Here is a 21,201-nt window from a genome sequence, read left to right on the forward strand (position 1 = left end):
CTCGCTTTTCGAGCCGTTGGAGATCCCTGACCATGCTGATCGCATTCATAGCCGCGACCGCAATCGCGGGCATTGCTTTCGTTTCGGATAAAGCGCTCAAGCCGGCCCCTCCAAAGGTGATTTCTACCTTTCCGACGCAGGGTGCCATCATCACACCCGGTCCAATAAAACTGAGCGTCACATTCGACCGACCCATGAGGCAAAGGAGCTATTCCTTCGTCCAGAAAAGCGCGGAGACCTATCCCGATTGCGGGACAAACCAGCCTGTGCAGTCGAATAATGGCAAAACCTTCACGCTGACGTGCAAGGTCAAGGCTGGTCACCGATACGAAGTCTGGTTCAACAACCCGCCGTACCTGCACTTCGCCGGTGAGAATGGCGATCCCGCCGTCCCGTTCGGGTTGAGTTTCCAAACAAAGCCAAGTGCGAACAGCAGCGAATAGCGAGTACTGGCGCTACGACCGCCTCGACCCGTGAGGGGCCGTAGCGGCCAATTGACGTAAATGCGGTCAGCGGCCGATGACAATTTTCCCGTTTTACCATCGTCTTCGGGAAAGGCAGCGACCCGACGATGTTTGCTATTGGGTCCTGCCTTGCCGACAGCCGCCGGGCCGCTTCTCCCCCACTTCCTGCCGCTCATCGCCGCCCGTATAACCGACGCATGACCGCCGTCCGCAATATCGTCGTCCTGACCGGGGCCGGCGTGTCCGCCGAATCCGGCATTCCGGTGTTTCGCACCGCGGGGGACGGGAGCCTTGGATGGGACACGGGCAAGACCGTCTACCGGATCGAGGACGTCTGCACGCCGCGGGCACTGGCGGCGGATGCGGCGCTGGTGCATCGCTTCTACGACCAGCGCCGGGCGGCGCTGGCCGATGTCGTGCCCAATGCGGCGCATGTCGCGCTGGCGCGGCTGGATCGGGAATGGGACGGCGGGCTGCTGATCGTGACGCAGAACGTCGACGACCTGCACGAGCGCGCGGGCACGCGGCGGCTGCTGCACATGCACGGCGCGCTGCGGTCGGCGCTGTGCGCGGCGTGCGGAGCGCGGCAGCCATGGGACGACGCGCTGCCGCCGGGCGCCATATGCGCGGCCTGCGGGGCGGCGGCGCTACGGCCGGACATCGTGTTCTTCGGCGAGATGCCCTATGACATGGAGCGGATCGAGACGGCGCTGGCCGAGGCCGACCTGTTCGTCTCGGTCGGCACGTCCGGGGCCGTCTATCCGGCGGCGGGCTTCGTCCAGCTTGCGGATGCGCACGGGGCCGATACGCTCGAACTGAACCTCGACCGGTCGGCGGGCAGCGGATATTTCGCGCGGACGCGACTGGGGCCGGCGGCGACGCTGGTGCCCGCGTGGGTGGAGGCGATGCTCGCCGGCACCGGGGGCTGATCGCCGGCACCTGCGGACACCCCCGGCCGGTGCGTCACTCGACCCAGTCGAGCCCCAGGTCGCGATAGACGTCGCGGTCCTCGTCCCAGCCGGGCTTGACCTTGACGTGGAGGTAGAGGTGGACCGGGCGGCCGGTGATCGTGGCGAGTTCGGTACGGGCGCGTGCGCCGATTTCCTTGATGCGCGCGCCGCCCTTGCCCAGCACGATCGCGCGCTGGGTCGGGCGCTCGACGAGGATCTGCTGGTGGATCTCGACCGATCCGTCCGGGCGTTCGCTGTATTTCTCCGTTTCGACCGTGCTGGAATAGGGCAGTTCGGCGTGGAGCTGGAGGAACAGCTGTTCGCGCGTCACCTCGCTGGCGAGCGCGCGTTCGGTCGCGTCGGACACCTGGTCCTCCGGGTAGTGCCACGGCCCCTCCGGCATCGCGCGCGCCAGCGCCGCCTTGAGTTCGGGCAGCCCGTCGCCGGTCTGCGCGGAGACGAACCACGTGTCGTCGAAGTGCATCAGCGCATTCAGCTTTTCGGCGTGGAGCAACAGCTTCGGCTTGTCCGCGACGTCGACCTTGTTGAGGATCAGGATCTTGCGCTCGGGGCGATCCTTCAGCGAGTCCGCGATCGCGGTCACCTTGCTGCCGATCCCGCCCTTGCCGTCGACGACCAGCGCGATCAGGTCCGCGCCCTCGGTCCCGCCCCAGGCGGCGGCGACCATCGCGCGGTCGAACCGGCGCTGCGGTTCGAAAATGCCGGGCGTGTCGACCAGCAGGATCTGCGCGTCGCCCTCGATCGCGACGCCGAGCAGCTTGGTCCGCGTCGTCTGTGCCTTGGGGCTGACGATCGCGACCTTCTGGCCGACGAGCGCGTTGACCAGCGTGGATTTGCCGGCGTTGGGCGCGCCGACGACGGCGACGAGGCCGCAATGTTGGGTTTCGGGGGTCATGATACTGTGTCCGATAGGGGCATGGGCGCGGGCGTGAGCGGACGGGGGCGCACGGTCATGCGCCGAGCTTCGCGAGCAGCGCCCGCGCCGCGGCGGTTTCCGCTTCCTGCTTGTTGGTGCCGGTGGCGCTCGCCTCGGCGAAGGTACCGATCCGCACCTGCACGGTGAAGCGCGGCGCGTGGTGCGGGCCGGAGCGGTCGACGACGACATATTCGGGGGTGCGACGGCTCGACGCCGCCGCCCACTCCTGCAACGCCGACTTGGGGTGCTGTGGCGCCTTGTCGCCGTGCTGGACGCGCGTCCCCCATATGCGCCGGACGAAGGAGCGCGCACCGTCGAGCCCGGTTTCGCGATACCAGGCGCCGATCAGCGCCTCCATCACGTCGCCGAGGATATTGTCGCTGTCGTGTGCGCCGTCGTCGCGCGCCTGCTTGCCGAGGCGCAGATGCGCACGCACGCCAAGCGACCGCGCGACGTCGGCGCAGACGGCGCCGGTGACCAAAGCATTGAGCCGCTTCGACAATTGTCCTTCGGGCTCGTTCGGGAACAGCTCCCACAGCCATTCGGCGATGACGAGGCCGAGCACGCGGTCGCCGAGGAATTCCAGCCGCTCGTAATTCTCCGCGGCCTGGCTGCCGTGCGTCAGCGCGCGCTCATAGGGCTTGAGGTCGGCGGGCCGGCAGCCGAACGTGGTGGTCAGCCAGGCGGGCAGGTCGGCGCTCAGAAGCCTTCTCCGACCCGTTGCAGGCGCGCGGCCGAGAACCAGCTGACCGGATTGTACCAGGCCGAATTGCCGTTGGTGGAGAAGAAGGTGACGACCGCCTTGCCCTCGATCCGCTCCATCGGGATATAGCCCATGCCGATCGGCGCGGGGAAGCGGCTGTCGGCGCTGTCGTCGCGATTGTCCCCCATCAGGAACACGTTGCCGGCGGGGACGGTGTAGAGGCCGGTGTCGTCCGCCTGCGGGATGTCCGCCTGGTCGAGGACCATGTAGCTCTTGCCGTTGGGCAGCGTCTCGCGGAACTGCGGATAGCGGCAGACGGGCACGCCGGCGGCATCGACGTCCTGGAAGCTGGCGCCGCATTTCTGCGCATCGAAATTGGCGCTCAGCGGCACGACGAAATCGGCGACGCGCTGTTTGGGGATCGGCTTGCCGTTCAGGATCACCTGGCCGCGGCGGACCTGGATCGTGTCGCCGGGCAGGCCGATGACGCGCTTGATGACGTCGTGGTCCTCGGGCTCGGGCGAACGGAAGACGACGACGTCGCCCCTGGTCGGATCGCGGGCGAGAATGCGGCCGGGGATAGGCGGAATCCCATAGGGCAGCGACCAGCGCGAATAGCCGTAGTTCCACTTCGTCACGAACAGATAGTCGCCGATCAGCAGCCGCGGCAGCATCGATTCCGACGGGATCGAGAACGGCGCGAAGAGGAAGCTGCGCAGGATCAGCACGGCGATCGCGAGCTTGACGAGGAAGCGCAGCGTTTCGTTGAGTTCGGAACGCGCCGGCGGCGGCGTCGGTGCCGGGGTATCCGCCGCGGCGGCTTTCGTCGGGATCTGGTCCATAGGACGGGAGCCTTAGCGCGACCCAAGCGTCCTGAGTAGTCGTCCCGTATCCTGCGGCGGGGGCTTGGCCACCGGCGAACGGATCGATACGGGACTGTCACGAACAAGCCTCCCCGAAGGACGGACATACGATGAGCGACTGGTCTGCGATCGAAGCCCTCCCCTCCCCCAAGCTGGTCGACCTGTTCGCCGCCGACGACGGGCGCCTCGGCACGTTCAGCCTGGACGTCGCCGGCATCCATTTCGACTGGTCGAAGACGCATCTGACGCGGGAGGCGGTGGAGGCCTTTGCGGCGCTGGCCAAGGCACAGGGACTCGCCGGCAAGCGCGACGCGATGTTCGGCGGCGAGCATGTCAACGTCACCGAGGACCGGCCGGTCGAGCACACCGCCGAACGCGGCGAGGGCAATGCGGAGAGCGTCACGCGCGCACGCAAGCTGCACGAACGGATGCGCTCGCTGATCGACGCGATCGAGGGCGGCGCGCTGGGCGACATCCGCCACGTCCTCCACATCGGCATCGGCGGGTCGGCGCTGGGGCCGCACCTGCTGGTCGATGCGCTGGGCCGCGAGGACAAGCGCTACGACGTCGCGATCGTCTCCAACGTCGACGGCGTCGCGCTGGAGGATGCGATCAAGGATTTCGATCCCGCCGCAACGCTGCTGGTGCTCGCGTCCAAGACCTTCACGACCAAGGAGACGATGCTCAACGCCGAATCGGCGCTGCAATGGATGACCGAGCATGGCGTCGAGGATCCGTATGGCAAGGTGATCGCGCTGACCGCGGCGCCCGACAAGGCGATGGAATGGGGCGTCGACGAAACCCGCATCCTGCCGTTCGGCGAAGGTGTCGGCGGGCGCTATTCGCTGTGGTCGTCGATCGGGTTTCCGGCGGCGATCGCGCTCGGCTGGGGTGCGTTCGAGGAACTGCTGGAGGGCGCGGCAGAGATGGACCGCCACTTCCGCCTGACCGCGCTGCACGAGAACGCGCCCGCGCTTGCCGCCTTCGCCGACCTTTATTACACACAGGTCCGCCATGCCGAGACACGCGCGCCCTTCGCCTATGACGAGCGGCTGCGGCTGCTGCCGAGCTACCTGCAACAGCTCGAGATGGAATCGAACGGCAAGGGCGTGAAGACCGACGGCACGCCGGTCGGGCGGCCGACCGCGGCGATCACCTGGGGCGGCGTCGGCACCGATGCGCAGCATGCGGTGTTCCAGCTGCTCCATCAGGGCACGCATCTGGTGCCGGTCGAATTCATCGCGGTGATCGAGCCGGGCGACACGCTGGCGGAGGACCATCACCGGCAGCTGCTGCTCAACGCCTTCGCGCAAGGGGCGGCGCTGATGAAGGGCAAGCAGGTCGACGATCCGGCGCGCTCCTATTCCGGCGACCGGCCGTCCTCGACGCTGCTGCTCGACGTGCTCGATCCGCGCACGCTGGGCGCACTGATCGCCTTCTACGAACATCGCGTGTTCGTGAACGGCGTGCTGCTCGGGATCAATTCGTTCGACCAGTTCGGCGTCGAGCTCGGCAAGGAGATGGCGAAAGCCGCCGACCAGGGTGGCCAGTCGTTCGACCCGTCGACCGAAGACCTGATCCGCCGCGCCGGACTGGATTGACGGCCACCGGAACGCTATGTGTATGGCCCGGCGGAGCCATACACATGCGGACCAATATCGAGATCGACGAGGCGCTTTTGGCGAGGGTCATGACGGCGCTTGGCGTCGACAGCGAAAGCGACGCGATCAACGAGGCGTTGCGGAGGCTTATCGTGCTGCGTCAGCAGGAGGCCATTCGGGGCTTGCGTGGCCTGGGCTGGGACGGCGACCTCGACGACATGCGGACCAGCAAGCATATCCCGGCCGGATGATCGTCGTCGATTCGAGCGTCTGGATCGATTATCTTCGCGACACGCGGACCGTCCAGACGGAATATCTGCACGCCTCGCTGGGGCGACGCGAGGTTGCGGCCGGCGATCTGATCGTCGCGGAAGTCCTTCAGGGCGCACGGGATGATCGACGGTTCGCGATCGCGCTCGACCTTCTCGGTCTCGCCACGTCCCTGACCATCGGCGATCACCGCGTCGCCGTTCAGGCCGCCCGCAACTACCGCCACCTGCGCGGCCTCGGCGTCACGATCCGCAAGACGATAGACACGCTGATCGCGACGCGCTGCATCCTTGACTGCCTTCCGCTGTTGTACAGCGACCGCGATTTCGATCCCTTTGTCCAGCATCTCGGCCTCCGGTCGGCGCTCGTGACCCCGGAGTAAGACCATGGCCGACTATGACTACGACCTCTTCGTCATCGGTGCCGGATCGGGCGGCACCCGCGCCAGCCGCGTCGCCGCGGCGCACGGCGCGCGCGTGGCGGTGGCGGAGGAATATCGCGTCGGCGGCACCTGTGTCATCCGCGGCTGCGTGCCCAAGAAACTGCTCGTCTACGGCGCGCATTTCGCCGAGGACTTGAAGGATGCCAAGCGTTTCGGCTGGCAGGTGCCCGACCAGTGCGATTTCCACTGGACGACGCTGCGCGACAACGTGCTGGAGGAGGTCGACCGGATCAACGGAGCCTATACCCAGACGCTGGAGACGCATGGCGTCGAGATCATCCATAGCCGCGCGGTCGTCACCGGACCTCATAGCGTGCGCCTCGCCGACGGCACCGAAAAGACCGCGGAGCGTATCCTGATCGCGGTCGGCGCCGAACCCGCGGTGCCCGACTGCCCGGGCGCGGAATTCGGCATCACCAGCAACGATGCGTTCCACCTCGATGCCATTCCCAAGCGCATCCTGATCGCGGGCGCGGGCTATATCGCCAACGAATTCGCCGGCATCTTTCACCAGTTCGGCGCGCACGTCATCATCATGAACCGGACACAGGACATCCTGCGCGGCTACGACCTGTCGATCCGCGACCGGCTGCTCCAGATCAGCCTGATGAAGGGACTGGAATTCCGCTTCGACGCCAATTTCGAAGGCATCGAAAAGGGCGAGGACGGCTGCCTGACCGTCCGCATGTCCGGTCATGAGCCGGTGACGGTGGACATGGTGATGTTCGCGACCGGACGCGTACCCAATACGCAGGGGCTCGGGCTCGAGGAGGCGGGCGTCCGGCTGGAAAAGGGCGCGGTGGTGGTCGACGAGCATAATCGGTCGAGCGTCGACAGCATCTTCGCGATCGGCGACGTCACCAACCGCATCCAGCTGACCCCGATCGCGATCCGCGAGGGGCAGGCGTTCGCCGACACCTTCTATGGCGACAAGCCGACCGTCGTGGATTACGGCACGATCCCGTCGGCGGTGTTCAGCCATCCGCCGCTCGCCGGCGTCGGCATGACCGAGAGCGAGGCCAAGCAGAAGCTGGGATCGATCCGGGTCTATTCGTCCGACTTCCGGCCGATGAAGAACGTGCTCGCGGGCCGCAACGAGCGTGCGCTGTACAAGATGGTCTGCGACGGCGAGACCGGCCGCATCGTCGGCCTGCACATGATCGGCCCCGACGTGCCGGAGATCCTGCAGGCCGCCGCAATCGCGGTGAAGGCCGGCCTGACCAAGGCGCAGTTTGACGAGACGGTGGCGCTGCATCCGACGATGGCCGAGGAACTCGTGCTCATGAAGTGAGGAGGGCGCCGGCGATGGGCCGGCGCGATCCCGGCCCTTCCCCGATCCCGGTGCCGATCTCGGCCGCGTGCAACCGTTGCCGAAATGCAACGATCTTGCACCAAACGTCCCGAGCACCGGAACCCCTGCAAATTCAGCGCATTAATCTGGCGTTGCCGGTGACCCGTCTCTAAGGGCCGCCGTCCACGACACGAGGCGGGTTACCGTCCGAACGACCATCAGGGACGAAGCGCCTGCTTCTCCCGGGGAGGATGACACGCGCGGAGCAGCCATGGCCGGCCGCCGCGTGATCGGTGCCGGACCAGGACACCGACCCATCGCCCCCGGGACGCAGGACGACGAAGCGTGACCGTCGCGAACGGTCCGGCGCAAGGGGAACAGACATGAAGACCATCACCGCGGGCGCATTGCGTGCCCTTCTCGCCACCGGCACGATCCTGGGCGGCATCGCATCGGCGACGCCCGGCGTGGCGCAGACGACCACCGCCCAGGTTCGCGGCAAGGTGCAGGGCGCCGATGCGGCGCCGATCGCCGGAGCGACCGTGGTCGCGGTCAGCAGCGCGACCAACCAGACGTTCCGGGCACTGACCGACGGCAATGGCGCCTACACGCTGAACGGCCTGCGTCCCGGCCAGTATACGATCACGATCAGCGGCGCCGACGGCCTGACGTTCGAGCGGATCGTCGTCGTCGGCGTCGGACAGTCCGCGACGCTCGACGCGACCCTCGCCGCGGCGGCGGCACCGACCGAGACCACGACCGTCGGCGGAACCACCGCGACCGCGGACAACGGCGACATCGTCGTGACCGGCAGCCGCCTGGTCGAAACCCGGACGAGCGAGGTGGCGACCAACGTCAGCCAGACGCAGATCCGCACCCTGCCACAGACCGACCGCAACTTCCTGAGCTTCGCGGCACTGGCGCCGGGCGTCCGCTACAACGACAGCGAGACGGACAAGGGCTTCAGTTCGGGTGCGTCCACCGCCAGCCAGGTCAACGTCTTCGTCGACGGCATCAGCCTCAAGAACAAGCTGCGCGAGGGCGGTGTCGCGGGCCAGCAGAACAGCCGCGGCAACCCGTTCGGCCAGCTCGCCGTCCAGGAGTTCCGCGTGCTCACCCAGAACTACAAGGCCGAATACGAACAGGCCGGCGCCGCGATCATCACCTCGGTCACCAAGTCCGGCACCAACGAATTCCATGGCGAAGTGTTCGGCCAGTACACCAACAAGGGGTTGAGCGAGAAAGCCTTTCTCGACAAGCTCAACAACCGGCCGGAACCGGCGTTCGAGCGCAAGCAATACGGCATCGCGCTCGGTGGCCCGATCATCAAGGACAAGCTGTTCTTCTTCGGCACCTATGAAGGCAACGACCAGGATCGCGCGTTCAACGTCGCCTCCAACGCCAGCGCCGCGCAGCGCGCCGAATTCGAGCGGGTCAGCGGCCGGCGCCTGAGCGAGTTCGAGGGCGCCTTCGTCAGCCCGTTCCGCGGCGACTTCTATTTCGGCAAGCTGACCTTCACGCCGGATTCCAACCAGGTATTCGACCTGTCGTACAGCCGCCGGACCGAAACCGACATCCAGGGGTTCGGCGGCGAAACGTCGTTCTCCGCGGCGGAGAACAAGGTCAACACGGTCGACACCTACCTGTTCAAATGGACGTACACCGGTGAGGACTTCGTCAACGAGGTCAACGTCAACCACCTGAACTACGTCTTCAATCCGACCTCGCTCAACCCCGACCTGCCGCAGTTCGAATATCAGGGCATCATCACCTTCGGCGGCAAGGATTCGACCCGCCGCGAAGTGCAGCAGGGCTGGACGATCCGCGACGACGTGACGTGGACGGCATTCGATGGCCATACGATCAAGGTCGGCGGCCGCGTCGAGGTGACCGACATCGAATTCAACAACCAGTCGTTCATCCAGCCGCGCTACACCTTCACGACCGCAGGCGCGAACACACCCAACGATCCGACCGACGACACCAACATCACGTTTCCGTCCGAAGCGCGGCTCGGCCTCGGCAACGGCCGCATCTTCGGATCGAACACGCAGCTCGGTTTCTACGCGCAGGACGACTGGGACGTCACCGACCGGTTGCAGCTGAATCTGGGCCTGCGGTACGATTACGAGACCAACGGCTTCAACAACCATTACGTCACGCCGGGTCGCGCCGCGGCGGCGCTGCGCTCGCTGCCCAAGACGTTCTACTTCGATCCCGAAGATTATATCACCGACGGCAACAATCGCTCGCCGTTCAAATGGGCGTTCGCGCCCCGTTTCGGTTTTTCGTGGGACATCAACGACGATCAGCGCACCGTCATCTTTGGTGGTGCGGGGCGGTATTACGATCGCAACAACTTCAACAATACCGTCGACGAACTGAGCCGCACGATCAACCCGATCGGCCTGTTCCGGTTCTCGGCGACCGGCCTGCCGCGCAATGGCCAGCCGACCGTCGCGTTCAACCCGTCCTACCTGACGCGGGACGGTCTGCTGGCGCTGGCGGCCACCTCGACGCAGGGTCTGCCGGAGCTGTTCGCGGTCAAGAACGACGCCAAACCGCCGGTCAACGACCAGTTCAGCCTGGGTTTCCGGCAGAAGGTCGGCGTGTTCCAGGCGTCGGTGACCGCATCCTACCAGCGCGGCCGCAATGGCTACACCAACCTGTTCGCAACGCGGCAGAACAACGGCCTCGGCGGATGCTGCAACACCGCCAGCGCGATCGCCAACGGCTATGCCAACGTCATCGTCGGATATGACGGGCTCGATACCCGGTACAAGGCGCTCTACGTCACCCTCGACAAGAACTACACGCAGGCGAGCGGATGGGGTCTCAACGTCGCCTACACGCTCGGTAAGGCGGAGAAGAACGGCGGCGACCTGTTCAGCCTCGATGGCCTGACGCCGGACGGCTATGGCTGGCGCAACAGCCCGGGCGACGAACGTCACCGGGTGGTGATCTCCTCAATCATCGACCTGCCGCTCAATTTCCAGTTCTCGACGCTGACGACGCTCGGCTCCGGACAGGCGTATAGCGTCACCGACGGCACGCGCGGCACCGACAGCGGCGCCGCACTGCCGACGACCTATTACCCGATCAAGAACTGCATCAAGGGCGTGTTTGCCTTCTGCGAGGTCAACGTGACGCTGGCGAACAAGACCAAGATCTTTGGCGATCACGAGGTCGAGCTGGCGGTCGACCTGCTCAATGCATTCAACAACAAGAACTTCAGCGGTTTCGACGGCTTCTTCAGCGCCAGCGATCCGTTGATCCGTACCGAGATCGGCACCAGCACGATCACCCTGCCCCGGCGTATCCAGTTCCGCGCCGGCTATCGCTTCTGACCGCGTCGGGCGGCGTCCCGGCGACGTCGCCCACTGCCGGTGCCGCGTTTCGTAAAGGCTCCGCCCGATGATCGACAGACGACAGCTTCTCGGCACCGGCGGCCTGGCGCTCGCCGGGCTGACCGGCGGGTGCGCGACCCTGCCGGCGGGCGGGTCCACCGCCGGCGCCGCTCCCCGCGACCTGATCCTCGATTTGCAGGAGCGCAGCTTCCGCTTCTTCTGGGACACGACGGACCCGGCGACCGGCTGGGCGCCCGATCGCTGGCCGACGCCGAGCTTCTCGTCGATCGCGGCGGTCGGCTTCGCGCTCACCGCCTATCCGGTCGGCGTCGTCAACGGCTGGATCACCCGCGAACAGGCACGCACCCGCACGCTGGCGACGCTGGAATGGTTCGCCGCCGCACCGCAGGGGCCCGGCGCCGACGACGCGAGCGGCAACAAGGGCTTCTTCTACCATTTCCTGGGCGTGACGAAGGGGCTGCGCTTCGCCCGCGCCGAACTGTCGACGATCGACACCGCACTGCTGATCGCCGGCGTCCTGTTCGCCGGGACATGGTTCGACGGCGCCGATCCCGCCGAGGCGCGGATCCGGGCGCTGGCCGACCAATTGTATGCCGCGGTCGACTGGACATGGATCGTGCCGCGCCCGCCGTTCCTGTCGATGGGCTGGCATCCCGAGAGCGGGTTCATCGCGTCAGACTGGAACATCTACAACGAGGGGATGCTGATGTACCTCCTCGCGATCGCCTCCCCGACGCACCCGCTGCCGCCCGCGACCTGGGGCGCGCTGACGCAGCGGTTCGAGGCCGCGTGGACGACGCGCTGGGGGGAGGCGTACCTTCATTACCCGCCGCTGTTCGTGCACCAGTACAGCCACGTCTGGGTCGACTTCCGCGGTATCCGGGACCCCTTCATCGCATCGAAGGGCATCGATTACTTCGAGAACAGCCGGCGCGCGGTGCGCAACCAGCGGGCCTATGCCATCGCCAATCCCGGCGGCTGGATCGGCTATGACAAGGATTGCTGGGGCTGGACCGCGTGCGACGGCCCGGGCGATTTCACCGCCACGCTGCGCGGCCGCAGCCGCGAATTCTTCAGCTATTCCGAACGCGGCCCCGGTACCCGCGACGACGGCACGATCGCGCCCACCGCGGCGGCCGGTTCGATCGCGTTCGAGCCGGAGCTGGCCGAAACCTGCATCCGCACGATGCACGATCGCTACGGCGAGGGGATCTACGGCCAGTACGGGTTCCTCGATTCGTTCAACCCGACGCTGACCGACCCGAACGCCCCGCTGAAACACGGTCGCGTCGTCCCCGGCATCGGCTGGGTCGACAAGGACTTTCTGGGCATCGACCAGGGTCCGATCGTGGCGATGATCGAAAACCAGCGGACCGGACTGATCTGGAAGACGATGCAACGCAATCCGCACCTGCGCCGCGGATTGGAACGCGCCGGTTTCCGGGGCGGCTGGCTGGGCTGACGCCCCTTCCAACGCGGCGTGCCCCCGCCTAGGATCGTCCATACCGGATACTCGAAAGGTCTGCCCGATGCGTGAAGCCGCGATCGTTTCCACCGCCCGAACCGCGATCGGCAAGGCCTATCGCGGCGCGTTCAACGCGACAGAGGCGCCGGTGCTGGCCGGCCATGTGATGAACGCCGCGGTGGAGCGTGCGGGCATCGACCCGGCGCGGATCGACGACATCGTCTGGGGCGTCGGCAACCAATGGGGAACGAGCGGGGGCAATGCGGGCCGGATGGCGGTGTTCGCCGCCGGCTTGCCGCAGAGCGTACCGGCGTTCACGCTCGACCGGAAATGCGGATCGGGCCTGACCTCGGTCGCGCTGGCGGCGCGGACGATCATGTGCGGCGAGGCGGACGTGGTGCTCGCCGGCGGCATGGAATCGATCAGCCACACGGTGACGAAGGACGCGCCGCGCTACGTCAACGACAGCGTCGTGGCGCGCGAACCCGCCGCCTACATCCCGATGATCGAGACGGCGGAGATCGTCGCCGCGCGCTACGGCATCAGCCGCGAGGCGCAGGACGCCTATGCGGCGATGAGCCAGCAGCGGGCCGCCGCCGGCGTCGCGCGTGGCGCCTTCGCGGACGAGATCGTGCCGATCACCGTCGAGAAGGCGCTGTTCGACAAGGCCGGGCAGCGCATCGGCAGCGAAACCGTGACGGTTGCGCAGGACGAAGGGATCCGCGCCGGCACGACCGCGGCGGCGCTGGCCGGGCTGAAGCCGGTGTGGGGCGGCGGCGCCTTCACCGGCCCCGGCGGCACCGTTACCGCGGGCAACGCCAGCCAATTGTCCGACGGCGCCTCCGCCCAGCTGCTGATGGACCGCGACACCGCGGTGGCGGAGGGGCGCGAGATCCTGGGCATCTATCGCGGGTTCCAGTCGGCGGGCTGCGCGCCGGACGAGATGGGGATCGGCCCGGTGTTCGCGGTGCCCAGGCTGCTGGCGCGCGCCGGGCTGTCGGTCGCCGATATCGGCCTGTGGGAACTGAACGAGGCGTTCGCGTCGCAATGCCTCTATTGCCGCGACGCGCTGGGGATCGATCCCGACCGCTACAACGTCGATGGCGGTGCGATCGCGGTCGGACATCCGTTCGGGATGACCGGCAGCCGGCTGATCGGCCACGCACTGATCGAGGGGCGCCGCCGCGGCGTCCGCTATGTCGTGGTGACGATGTGCACCGCGGGGGGCATGGGCGCGGCCGGCCTGTTCGAGATCGTCTGAGCAACGCCACCCGACGATCGCGCACCGAGATAGGCGATGACGTCGGCACGGTCGAGCGGATCGGACAGGCCGGGATAGCCCATCGACGTGCCGGGCGCGAACCGGCGGGGTGCGGCGAGCCAGACGTTCATCCGCGCCGCGCTCCAGCGCCCCCCGACCCGCTGGAGCGCCGCGGTGTAGGCGAAGCGCGGGCTGTTGCGCGCGACCGGACCGCCCATCACGCCGTACAGATTGGGCCCGTTGCGATCGGGGGCGCCGGCCGCGTTCGCATGGCAGGCGGCACAGGCGGCGAAGACGCGCGCCCCCGCCGCAGGGCTCGCCACGCGCATCAGCCCGGCGAAATCGGGGTCCGGCCCGGCGGCGCGGAGGCGCGCGGCGCGGTCGTCGCCCGAACAGCCCGCGAGCAACAGGGCGAAACCGAGCGCGGGCACGCGGGCCATGACGCCCCGACCGGCCTGCCGGATGACGGATTCCCGATTTATTGACGATTGGGCCGTATCGGCTTCTTCGTGAATGCCGTCCGCCCCCTCTTGCTGATCGCCTGCATCGCCGGGCTGGCCGCGCCCGCCGCGGCAGTCGATCGCGCCACCGTACCCGGCGGCGACCGGCAACGGGCCTATTTCCTGGAACGGCTCACGCGCATGGCGGACCAGATCGAGCGGCAGGCCGGCGCCGGCGCGCTCGGCCGGGGTCAGGCGGCGTTCCTGCGCCAGGACCTCGACCGGGTCTGGCTCGGCGTGACCGACGACATCCGCCGCGCGGGTCGACTGACCGAGGGGCAGCGCGGCAGCTACGCCGCGATGCTGCGCCGCGTCGACCTGCGCCTGATCCGGGCGGAGGCGCGGCGCGACGTGCACCGGTCAGTCCGCGAACAATAGGACGGGCGTTTCGAGCTGCTTCTTCAGCGCCTGGACGTAGCTCGCCGCATCCCACCCGTCGACGACGCGATGGTCGCAGCTGATCGACAGGTTCATCAGCTTCGCGCGCCGGATCTCGTCGCCGCGCCCGGTGAAGACCGGCCGCTCGACGATCTTGTTGGGGCCGATGATCGCGACCTCCGGCCGGTTGATGACCGGGGTCGTGGCGATCCCGCCGAGCGGCCCGAGCGACGTCACGGTGATCGTGCCGTTGCCGAGCTCGTCGGGTTTCAGCCGGTTGGCGCGCGCAGCCTCGGCAAGGCGGCCGATCTCGGTCGCCAGCTGCCAGACGTTGCGGTCCTGCGCGTCGCGGATGACGGGGACGGTCAGCCCCGCATCGGTCTGCGCCGCCATGCCGAGGTGGACGCGGCCGGAACGGGTGACCACGCCGGCCTCGTCGTCGTAGCGCGCGTTGAGCATCGGGAAGTCGGGCAGCGTGCGACAGATCGCGACGATCAGCAGCGGCAGCATCGTCAGCTTGGGACGCGCGCCGCGGTGGTCGTTGAGGTCCGCGCGCATCGCCTCCAGCGCGGTCACGTCGATCTCGTCGACATAGGTGAAGTGCGGGATGTTGCGCTTCGATGCCGCCATGTTCTCGGCGATGCGGCGGCGCATGCCGATGACGCGGATCGGTTCGTCGGGTCGCGCGCGGCTGGCGCCCGGCGTCTGATAGCCCTGTCCGGCATTGTAGCGCAGGAACGCGTCGAGATCGGCGTGGCGGACGCGATCGGCGTCGGTCTTCACCTGCGACAGGTCGATGCCAAGGTCGCGCGCGCGGGCGCGAACCGCGGGCGACGCGAGGACGTGTTCCCCCCTTCCGTCTGCGGCAGGGGGCGGAGACGGGCTCGACGGCGCCGGCGACACCGCAGCGGATGCCGAGCGCGTTTCGGCAGCGGCCTCAGGCCCACCCACCGTTTCTGCGGCTGGCGGCAGCGACGTGGCGACGGCGTCCTCCACGCCGGGGTTTTCCGCCTCATATTGCTCGGCGACCTCGGCCTGCTCCGCCGTCGCGGGCGCGGCCACGACCTCGCCCTCGCCCTCGCCTGCGGCGGCATCCTCCGTCTCGATCACCACCAGCGCCGCGCCGATCGCGACCTGATCGCCGACCTCGCCCGCCAGTTCGACGACGACGCCCGACACCGGCGATTCCATCTCGACCGTCGCCTTGTCGGTCATCATGTCGGCGATATTCTGGTCTTCCTCGACCCGGTCGCCCACACGCACGTGCCAGGCGACGATCTCCGCCTCGGCGATGCCTTCGCCGATGTCCGGCAGCTTGAAGGTGAAGCGGCCCATCCTATGCGTCCTTCATGATCTTCTTGAGGGCCTGCCCGATGCGGACCGGTCCCGGGAAATAGGCCCATTCCAGGCTGTGCGGATAGGGCGTGTCGAAGCCGGTCACGCGCTCGATCGGCGCTTCGAGGTGATAGAAGCAGCGCTCCTGCACCAGCGCCGACAGCTCCGCGCCGAAACCGCTGGTGCGCGTCGCCTCGTGCACGATCATGCAGCGGCCGGTCTTCTTCACCGATGCCTCGATCGTCTCGATGTCGAGCGGCACCAGCGTGCGCAGGTCGACGATCTCCGCATCGATGCCGTGTTCGGCGACGACGGCCGTACAGACGTGGACCATCGTGCCGTAGCACAGGATCGTCAGCGCCTCGCCCGCGCGGACCACGGCGGCCTTGCCCAGCGGCACCTTGTAATAGCCGGTCGGCACCTCGCCCGCGGCATGTTTCGACCAGTTTTCGGCCGGGCGATCCCAATAGCCGTTGAACGGGCCGTTGTAGATGCGCTTGGGCTCGAGGAACAGGACAGGATCGTTGTCCTCGATCGCGGCGATCAGCAGCCCCTTGGCGTCATAAGGGGTCGCGGGAATCACGGTCTTCATGCCCGAGACGTGGGTGAAGATCCCCTCGGGCGACTGCGAGTGCGTCTGGCCGCCGAAGATACCGCCGCCATAGGGCGAGCGGATCGTGATCGGCGCGATGAATTCGCCCGCCGAGCGATAGCGGAGCCGCGCCGCCTCGCTGACCAGCTGGTCGAGCGCCGGGTAGATATAGTCGGCGAACTGGATTTCGGGGACGGGACGCAGGCCATAGGCGCCCATGCCGATCGCCACCCCCATGATGCCCGTTTCGGTGATCGGCGTATCGAAGACGCGGGTCTTGCCGTGCTTGGCCTGAAGGCCGGCGGTGGCGCGGAACACGCCGCCGAAATAGCCGACGTCCTCGCCCATCACCAGCACGTCCGGGTCGCGCGACATGCAGACGTCGAGCGCGGAATTGATCGCCTGGATCATGTTCATGCGGGTGGTGGGGGCGTCGGCGGTGCTCGCCGGCGCAATGGGGGTAGTGGTGTCGGTCATTCCACAATCCTCGTCATCCCCGCGGAGGCGGGGATCCAGACGCACAGGTGGTCGATGGCGCCGCCAGCGTTGCGGCTATGGATTCCCGCCTGCGCGGGAATGACGAACGTGTGGAACACGCTCACGCCTTCCTTGCCCATGGCCGCCCCGACGCTTCCTCTTCGGCCATCATCTGCGCCTGCTGTTCGCGCAAGTGCCACGGCATCTCCTCGAACACGCCCTCGAACAGCGTGTCGAGCGGCTGGTGCAGGCCATGGCCGAGGATGCCGTTCTTTTCGGCCTCCTTCTGCTCGGCGCGGACATATTCCGCCAATTCCCTGTCCTGCGCCGCGTGACGCTCCTCGTCCCATTCGCCGATCGCGATCAGATGCTGCTTCAGCCGCGCGACGGGATCGCCGAGCGGCCAGGCGGTCGGTTCGCCCGCGCTGCGATATTGCGAGGGGTCGTCCGAGGTCGAATGCCCTTCGGCGCGATAGGTGAAATGCTCGATCAGCGTCGGCCCGGCGTTGGTGCGCGCACGCTCCGCCGCCCAGAGCGTCGCCGCATAGACGGCGAGCGCATCGTTGCCGTCGACCCGCAGCCCCGCGATGCCGTAGCCGATCGCACGCGCCGCGAAGGTCGTCGCCTCCGCTCCCGCGAACCCCGAGAAGCTGCTGATCGCCCATTGGTTGTTGACGACGTTGAAGATCACCGGCGCGCGATAGACGCTGGCAAAGGTGCAGGCGGAATGGAAGTCGCCCTCCGCGGTCGATCCCTCGCCGCACCATACCGCGGCGATGCGCGTGTCGCCCTTCGCCGCGGATGCCATCGCCCAGCCCACCGCCTGCGGATATTGCGTGGTGAGGTTGCCCGAGATCGAGAAGAAGCCGTGGTCGCGTGCCGAATACATGATCGGCAGCTGCTTGCCCTGAAGCTTGTCGCCGCGGTTCGAATAGATCTGGTTCATCATCTCGACCAGCGGATACCCGCGCGAGATCAGCAGCCCCTGCTGGCGATAGGAGGGGAAGCACATGTCCTCGAAATCGAGCGCCTGCGCCGCTGCGACCGACACCGCCTCCTCGCCCGTCGCCTTCATATAGAAGCTGGTCTTGCCCTGGCGCTGCGCGCGGAACATCCGTTCGTCGAACGCGCGCAGCAGCGCCATGTTGCGCAGCATGCGGCGCAGCACGTCGGGGTTGAGCTTCGGATCCCAGGGACCGACGGCGCGCCCGTCCTCGTCGAGCACGCGCACCATCGTATAGGCGAGGTCGGTGAAATCGTGCGCCGATGCCGCCGTGTCGGGCCGTCGCGCCGCGCCCGCGGCGGGCACGTCGACGTCGGCGAAATCGACCGCGTCGCCGGGCCGGAACTTGGGTTCGGGCACATGCAGCGTCAGGGGCGGCAGATTGGCGCGCGGATGCTCGCTGGCCACGTTTCTCTCCTGTCCGTGCCGCCGGGACTCGCCGGCACCGTTGTTTGATCCTGTCGCGCCGTTGACATTAAATTTCAAGCGCGATTTTGCGATAGACCATGCCGATCGGATCGCATCCTGTGCGCGAACGGATCGGCAGCCCGTTGGTGCGGATCGCCGTGCCGACGCCGGAATGGCGGAGGAACAGGCACTTGGTGCGCAGTACCCAGCCGCCGATCCGCCCCCGCCACGCAGGATCGTCCCGCCGATCCCACGGCGGATATTTTATGCGACCGTCTGTTCGATCACGCCGAAGATCGGGTGATGCCGGTCGTCCTCCGCCCAGATCCGGACGGTGTCGCCCTTCTTGAGGAACGGCGTCGTCGCGGTGCCGCCCGCGATCGTCTCCACCGTGCGCAATTCGGCGAGGCAGGAATAGCCGACGCCACCCGCCTCGATCGTGCGGCCGGGGCCGCCGTCGGGGCCGCGGTTCGAGACGGTGCCCGAGCCGACGATCGTCCCCGCCCCCAGCCGCCGCGTCTTTGCCGCATGCGCGACGAGCGTGCCGAAGTCGAACGTCATGTCCTCCCCCGCCTCGGCGCGGCCGAAGGGCTTGCCGTTGAGATCGACGTGCAGCTTGCGGTGCAGCTTGCCGTCGCGCCACCAGTCGCCGAGCGCGTCGGGGGTGACGAACACGGGGGAAAAGGCGCTCGCCGGCTTCGACTGGAAAAAGCCGAAACCCTTTGCCAGTTCGCCGGGGATCAGGTTGCGCAGCGACACGTCGTTGGTCAGCCCGACCAGCCGGATGCCGGCGAGCGCCTCGTCCCGGGTCGCGCCGAGCGGCACGTCGCCGGTGACCACCACGACCTCCGCCTCCAGGTCGCAGCCCCAGCTTTCGTCCGCCAGCGGGATCGGGTCGCGCGGGCCGAGGAAGCCGTCCGATCCGCCCTGGTACATCAGCGGATCGTGCCAGAAGGTGTCGGGCATCTCTGCACCCCGCGCCTGCCGGACCAGCGCGACGTGGTTCACATAGGCCGACCCGTCCGCCCATTGATAGGCACGCGGCAGCGGCGAGGCGGCGTCATGCTCGTGGAAGCGTTCGCGCGGGATGACGGCATGCTCGAGATCGGTCGCAAGGTTGCGCAGGTCGGGCAGCAGCCGGTCCCAGTCGTCGAGCGCGCCCTGGAGCGTCGGCACGATATGCGTCGCATCGGCGCACCAGGCGAGATCGTCGGACACCACGACGAGCCGGCCGTCGCGTCCCTGGTTCCCGTCGGTGTGCTTCAGACTGGCGAGTTTCATGCGCGCATCCTCTTTGTCGTTGGACCCACTGTGTATCGGGTGGCGTGCGGCCATGCACCGGAAAAGTGCCGGCATAACATTTGTTACTTAGTACTTGACGCCGGTGGCCGTCGATCGCAGCGTCGCGGCCAACGGACATGACGACGGGAACGAGGAGAAAGCCATGACGCTGGACGATGTCGCCGGGCGCTTCGCCTATGACGACGATCACGAGGCGTTCCGCCAGACGGTCCGCAGCTTCCTGCGCAAGGAGGGCGTGCCGCACGTCGCGGAATGGGAGGCGGACCGGCTGGTGCCGCCCGCCTTCTGGCGCGCGGCGGGGGCGGTCGGCATGCTGTGCCCGACGGTGCCGGCAGCCTATGGCGGGCTGGGGCTCGACTTCGGCTACAATGCGATCGTCAACGAGGAACTGACCTACAACGGCGTACCGGCCGGCTTCACGCTGCAATCGGATATCGTCGCGGGCTATCTGGAGCATTACGGGTCGGAGGAGCAGAAGCGCTACTGGCTGCCGCGCATGGTGTCGGGCGAGACCATCAGCGCGATCGCGATGACCGAACCGGGTACCGGCAGCGACCTTCAGGCGATCCGCACCACGGCGCGGCGCGACGGCAACCATTATGTCGTCAACGGGTCGAAGACGTACATCACCAACGGCCAGAACGCCGACCTGATCCTCGTCGTCGCCAAGACCGATCCTGCGGCGCAACCGGCCTACAAGGGCATGTCGATCATCCTCGTCGAGGCCGATCGCGAGGGCTTCCGCCGCGGCCGCAAGCTCGACAAGATCGGACAGGACGCCGCCGACACCTCCGAACTGTTCTTCGACGACGTGCGCGTGCCGATGACCAATTGCCTGGGCATCGAGGGCAAGGGGTTCGTCTACCTGATGAGCCAGCTGCCGCAGGAGCGGCTGTCGATCGCGGTCGGCGCGCAGGCTTCGGCGCAGAAGGCGTTCGACGAGACGGTCGCCTTCACCAAGGACCGCAAGGCGTTCGCCGGCGTCGTCTTCGACTTCCAGAACACGCGCTTCGTCCTCGCCGACCTCAAGACGAAATTGCAGGTCGGCTGGGCGCATCTCGACTGGGCGATCCGGCGGCATCTCGCCCGCGCGCTGACCAACGAGGAAGGCGCCGCGGCGAAGCTGTGGCACACCGACGTGCAATGGGAGGTGATCGACGCCTGCCTCCAGCTGCACGGCGGCGCAGGGTACATGAACGAATATCCCATCGCGCGCGCCTGGCGCGCTGCGCGGGTCAGCCGCATCTACGGCGGGACGAACGAGATCATGAAGGAGGTCATCGGGCGCAAGCTGTAAGGGGTGTCGCGGCGCCGGGTTTCGCCGAGCATGATGACGAGCGGGCGCGAAGAGGCGCAGAAGCCGTCCCCTCGCCCGTCATTCCCGGGGAGGCGGGACTCCATAGACGCGAGGTCGGAGCAAAGGCCGCAATGTCAGCGGGTATGGATGCCCGCCTGCGCAGGGATGACGGTTGTGGTTGGGGGAGCCGCTCAGGTAGTAACCGATCAGCCCCAACCCCGTCTTGACTTTTGCCGCGGCGCAGCGCACATGGCGCAGCATCGAGGCGTCATGCAGCGTGAACGGGTTGGCTTC

At 67.5% G+C, this 21,201-nt stretch carries 19 protein-coding genes and 1 pseudogene; 11 read left to right on the forward strand and 9 right to left on the reverse strand.

The genetic code is table 11. The annotated features are described in order from the left end of the window. Nucleotides 1-32: 32 nt before the first annotated feature. Together LPN01_RS05675 and LPN01_RS05680 are read left to right on the forward strand one after the other, a co-directional pair. Nucleotides 33-443, forward strand: coding sequence for an Ig-like domain-containing protein (locus tag LPN01_RS05675; RefSeq protein ID WP_262827467.1), 411 nt, complete (start codon nt 33-35; stop codon nt 441-443). Nucleotides 444-661: 218 nt separating this feature from the next. After that, nucleotides 662-1,393: an NAD-dependent deacylase gene (locus tag LPN01_RS05680; protein WP_262827389.1), complete on the forward strand. Its 732-nt coding sequence runs from the start codon at nt 662-664 to the stop codon at nt 1,391-1,393. 34 nt (nt 1,394-1,427) lie between these two features. Here LPN01_RS05680 and era read toward each other — a convergent pair whose 3' ends face one another. Genes era through lepB form a run of 3 tightly spaced genes read right to left on the reverse strand, consistent with a single transcriptional unit; the run spans nt 1,428 to nt 3,896 of the window. Continuing rightward, nucleotides 1,428-2,330: a GTPase Era gene (gene era, locus LPN01_RS05685; protein ID WP_262827390.1), complete on the reverse strand. Its 903-nt coding sequence runs from the start codon at nt 2,328-2,330 to the stop codon at nt 1,428-1,430. A 55-nt stretch (nt 2,331-2,385) separates the two neighbouring features. Next, complete coding sequence (gene rnc, locus LPN01_RS05690) at nt 2,386-3,054, reverse strand: ribonuclease III (RefSeq protein ID WP_410482801.1); 669 nt, start codon at nt 3,052-3,054, stop codon at nt 2,386-2,388. Next, on the reverse strand, nt 3,051-3,896 hold the full coding sequence (gene lepB, locus LPN01_RS05695) for a signal peptidase I (protein WP_262827391.1): 846 nt from the start codon (nt 3,894-3,896) through the stop codon (nt 3,051-3,053). Before lepB ends, rnc begins: the two co-directional genes overlap by 4 nt. A gap of 131 nt (nt 3,897-4,027) precedes the next feature. Between lepB and pgi the strand changes: the two genes are divergently transcribed. From pgi to LPN01_RS05730, 7 genes are all read left to right on the forward strand, one after another. Beyond that, nucleotides 4,028-5,518, forward strand: a complete 1,491-nt coding sequence (pgi, locus tag LPN01_RS05700) for a glucose-6-phosphate isomerase (RefSeq protein WP_262827392.1) — start codon at nt 4,028-4,030, stop codon at nt 5,516-5,518. A 44-nt stretch (nt 5,519-5,562) separates the two neighbouring features. Beyond that, a complete protein-coding gene (locus LPN01_RS05705) occupies nt 5,563-5,769 on the forward strand; it encodes a type II toxin-antitoxin system VapB family antitoxin (protein WP_262827393.1) in 207 nt (68 codons plus the stop codon). Beyond that, nucleotides 5,766-6,170: a PIN domain nuclease gene (locus tag LPN01_RS05710; protein ID WP_262827394.1), complete on the forward strand. Its 405-nt coding sequence runs from the start codon at nt 5,766-5,768 to the stop codon at nt 6,168-6,170. Before LPN01_RS05705 ends, LPN01_RS05710 begins: the two co-directional genes overlap by 4 nt. A gap of 4 nt (nt 6,171-6,174) precedes the next feature. After that, nucleotides 6,175-7,521, forward strand: a complete 1,347-nt coding sequence (gene gorA, locus LPN01_RS05715; protein WP_262827395.1) for a glutathione-disulfide reductase — start codon at nt 6,175-6,177, stop codon at nt 7,519-7,521. A gap of 383 nt (nt 7,522-7,904) precedes the next feature. Beyond that, nucleotides 7,905-10,868, forward strand: coding sequence for a TonB-dependent receptor (locus tag LPN01_RS05720; protein WP_262827396.1), 2,964 nt, complete (start codon nt 7,905-7,907; stop codon nt 10,866-10,868). A gap of 67 nt (nt 10,869-10,935) precedes the next feature. After that, a complete protein-coding gene (locus LPN01_RS05725) occupies nt 10,936-12,351 on the forward strand; it encodes a glucoamylase family protein (RefSeq protein WP_262827397.1) in 1,416 nt (471 codons plus the stop codon). A gap of 67 nt (nt 12,352-12,418) precedes the next feature. After that, entirely contained in the window at nt 12,419-13,615 is a 1,197-nt protein-coding gene (locus LPN01_RS05730) for an acetyl-CoA C-acyltransferase (protein WP_262827398.1), read from the forward strand. 26 nt (nt 13,616-13,641) lie between these two features. Here LPN01_RS05730 and LPN01_RS05735 read toward each other — a convergent pair. Continuing rightward, nucleotides 13,642-14,055: pseudogene (locus tag LPN01_RS05735) on the reverse strand (c-type cytochrome); the annotation flags it as partial. A 69-nt stretch (nt 14,056-14,124) separates the two neighbouring features. Here LPN01_RS05735 and LPN01_RS05740 point away from each other — a divergent pair. Further along, complete coding sequence (locus tag LPN01_RS05740; RefSeq protein ID WP_262827399.1) at nt 14,125-14,493, forward strand: hypothetical protein; 369 nt, start codon at nt 14,125-14,127, stop codon at nt 14,491-14,493. Here the strand turns inward: LPN01_RS05740 and LPN01_RS05745 are convergent. From LPN01_RS05745 to LPN01_RS05765, 5 genes are all read right to left on the reverse strand, one after another. Continuing rightward, complete coding sequence (locus LPN01_RS05745; protein ID WP_262827400.1) at nt 14,476-15,828, reverse strand: dihydrolipoamide acetyltransferase family protein; 1,353 nt, start codon at nt 15,826-15,828, stop codon at nt 14,476-14,478. The genes LPN01_RS05740 and LPN01_RS05745 overlap by 18 nt on opposite strands. Nucleotide 15,829: 1 nt before the next feature. Further along, complete coding sequence (locus tag LPN01_RS05750; RefSeq protein ID WP_262827469.1) at nt 15,830-16,837, reverse strand: alpha-ketoacid dehydrogenase subunit beta; 1,008 nt, start codon at nt 16,835-16,837, stop codon at nt 15,830-15,832. A 56-nt stretch (nt 16,838-16,893) separates the two neighbouring features. Further along, nucleotides 16,894-17,016 (reverse strand): hypothetical protein, encoded by a 123-nt coding sequence (locus tag LPN01_RS05755; protein ID WP_262827401.1) that lies wholly within the window; start codon nt 17,014-17,016, stop codon nt 16,894-16,896. A gap of 2 nt (nt 17,017-17,018) precedes the next feature. After that, complete coding sequence (locus LPN01_RS05760) at nt 17,019-18,308, reverse strand: 3-methyl-2-oxobutanoate dehydrogenase (2-methylpropanoyl-transferring) subunit alpha (protein ID WP_262827402.1); 1,290 nt, start codon at nt 18,306-18,308, stop codon at nt 17,019-17,021. Nucleotides 18,309-18,572: 264 nt separating this feature from the next. Further along, nucleotides 18,573-19,589 (reverse strand): fumarylacetoacetate hydrolase family protein, encoded by a 1,017-nt coding sequence (locus LPN01_RS05765; protein ID WP_262827403.1) that lies wholly within the window; start codon nt 19,587-19,589, stop codon nt 18,573-18,575. A 163-nt stretch (nt 19,590-19,752) separates the two neighbouring features. Here LPN01_RS05765 and LPN01_RS05770 point away from each other — a divergent pair, with 163 nt between their 5' ends. After that, nucleotides 19,753-20,907, forward strand: coding sequence for an acyl-CoA dehydrogenase family protein (locus LPN01_RS05770; protein ID WP_262827404.1), 1,155 nt, complete (start codon nt 19,753-19,755; stop codon nt 20,905-20,907). Nucleotides 20,908-21,201 lie beyond the last annotated feature (294 nt).

It is taken from the genome of Sphingomonas sp. A2-49 (genome assembly GCF_025548555.1).
GTDB lineage: Bacteria > Pseudomonadota > Alphaproteobacteria > Sphingomonadales > Sphingomonadaceae > Sphingomonas.

Excerpts from the sequence above, each read along its gene's own strand:
- LPN01_RS05675 (WP_262827467.1), top strand. The coding sequence starts at position 33 with ATGCTGATCGCATTCATAGCCGCGACCGCAATCGCGGGCATTGCTTTC.
- LPN01_RS05680 (WP_262827389.1), top strand. The coding sequence starts at position 662 with ATGACCGCCGTCCGCAATATCGTCGTCCTGACCGGGGCCGGCGTGTCC.
- era (WP_262827390.1), bottom strand. The coding sequence starts at position 2,330 with ATGACCCCCGAAACCCAACATTGCGGCCTCGTCGCCGTCGTCGGCGCG.
- lepB (WP_262827391.1), bottom strand. The coding sequence starts at position 3,896 with ATGGACCAGATCCCGACGAAAGCCGCCGCGGCGGATACCCCGGCACCG.
- pgi (WP_262827392.1), top strand. The coding sequence starts at position 4,028 with ATGAGCGACTGGTCTGCGATCGAAGCCCTCCCCTCCCCCAAGCTGGTC.
- LPN01_RS05705 (WP_262827393.1), top strand. The coding sequence starts at position 5,563 with ATGCGGACCAATATCGAGATCGACGAGGCGCTTTTGGCGAGGGTCATG.
- LPN01_RS05710 (WP_262827394.1), top strand. The coding sequence starts at position 5,766 with ATGATCGTCGTCGATTCGAGCGTCTGGATCGATTATCTTCGCGACACG.
- gorA (WP_262827395.1), top strand. The coding sequence starts at position 6,175 with ATGGCCGACTATGACTACGACCTCTTCGTCATCGGTGCCGGATCGGGC.
- LPN01_RS05720 (WP_262827396.1), top strand. The coding sequence starts at position 7,905 with ATGAAGACCATCACCGCGGGCGCATTGCGTGCCCTTCTCGCCACCGGC.
- LPN01_RS05725 (WP_262827397.1), top strand. The coding sequence starts at position 10,936 with ATGATCGACAGACGACAGCTTCTCGGCACCGGCGGCCTGGCGCTCGCC.
- LPN01_RS05730 (WP_262827398.1), top strand. The coding sequence starts at position 12,419 with ATGCGTGAAGCCGCGATCGTTTCCACCGCCCGAACCGCGATCGGCAAG.
- LPN01_RS05745 (WP_262827400.1), bottom strand. The coding sequence starts at position 15,828 with ATGGGCCGCTTCACCTTCAAGCTGCCGGACATCGGCGAAGGCATCGCC.
- LPN01_RS05750 (WP_262827469.1), bottom strand. The coding sequence starts at position 16,837 with ATGAACATGATCCAGGCGATCAATTCCGCGCTCGACGTCTGCATGTCG.
- LPN01_RS05765 (WP_262827403.1), bottom strand. The coding sequence starts at position 19,589 with ATGAAACTCGCCAGTCTGAAGCACACCGACGGGAACCAGGGACGCGAC.
- LPN01_RS05770 (WP_262827404.1), top strand. The coding sequence starts at position 19,753 with ATGACGCTGGACGATGTCGCCGGGCGCTTCGCCTATGACGACGATCAC.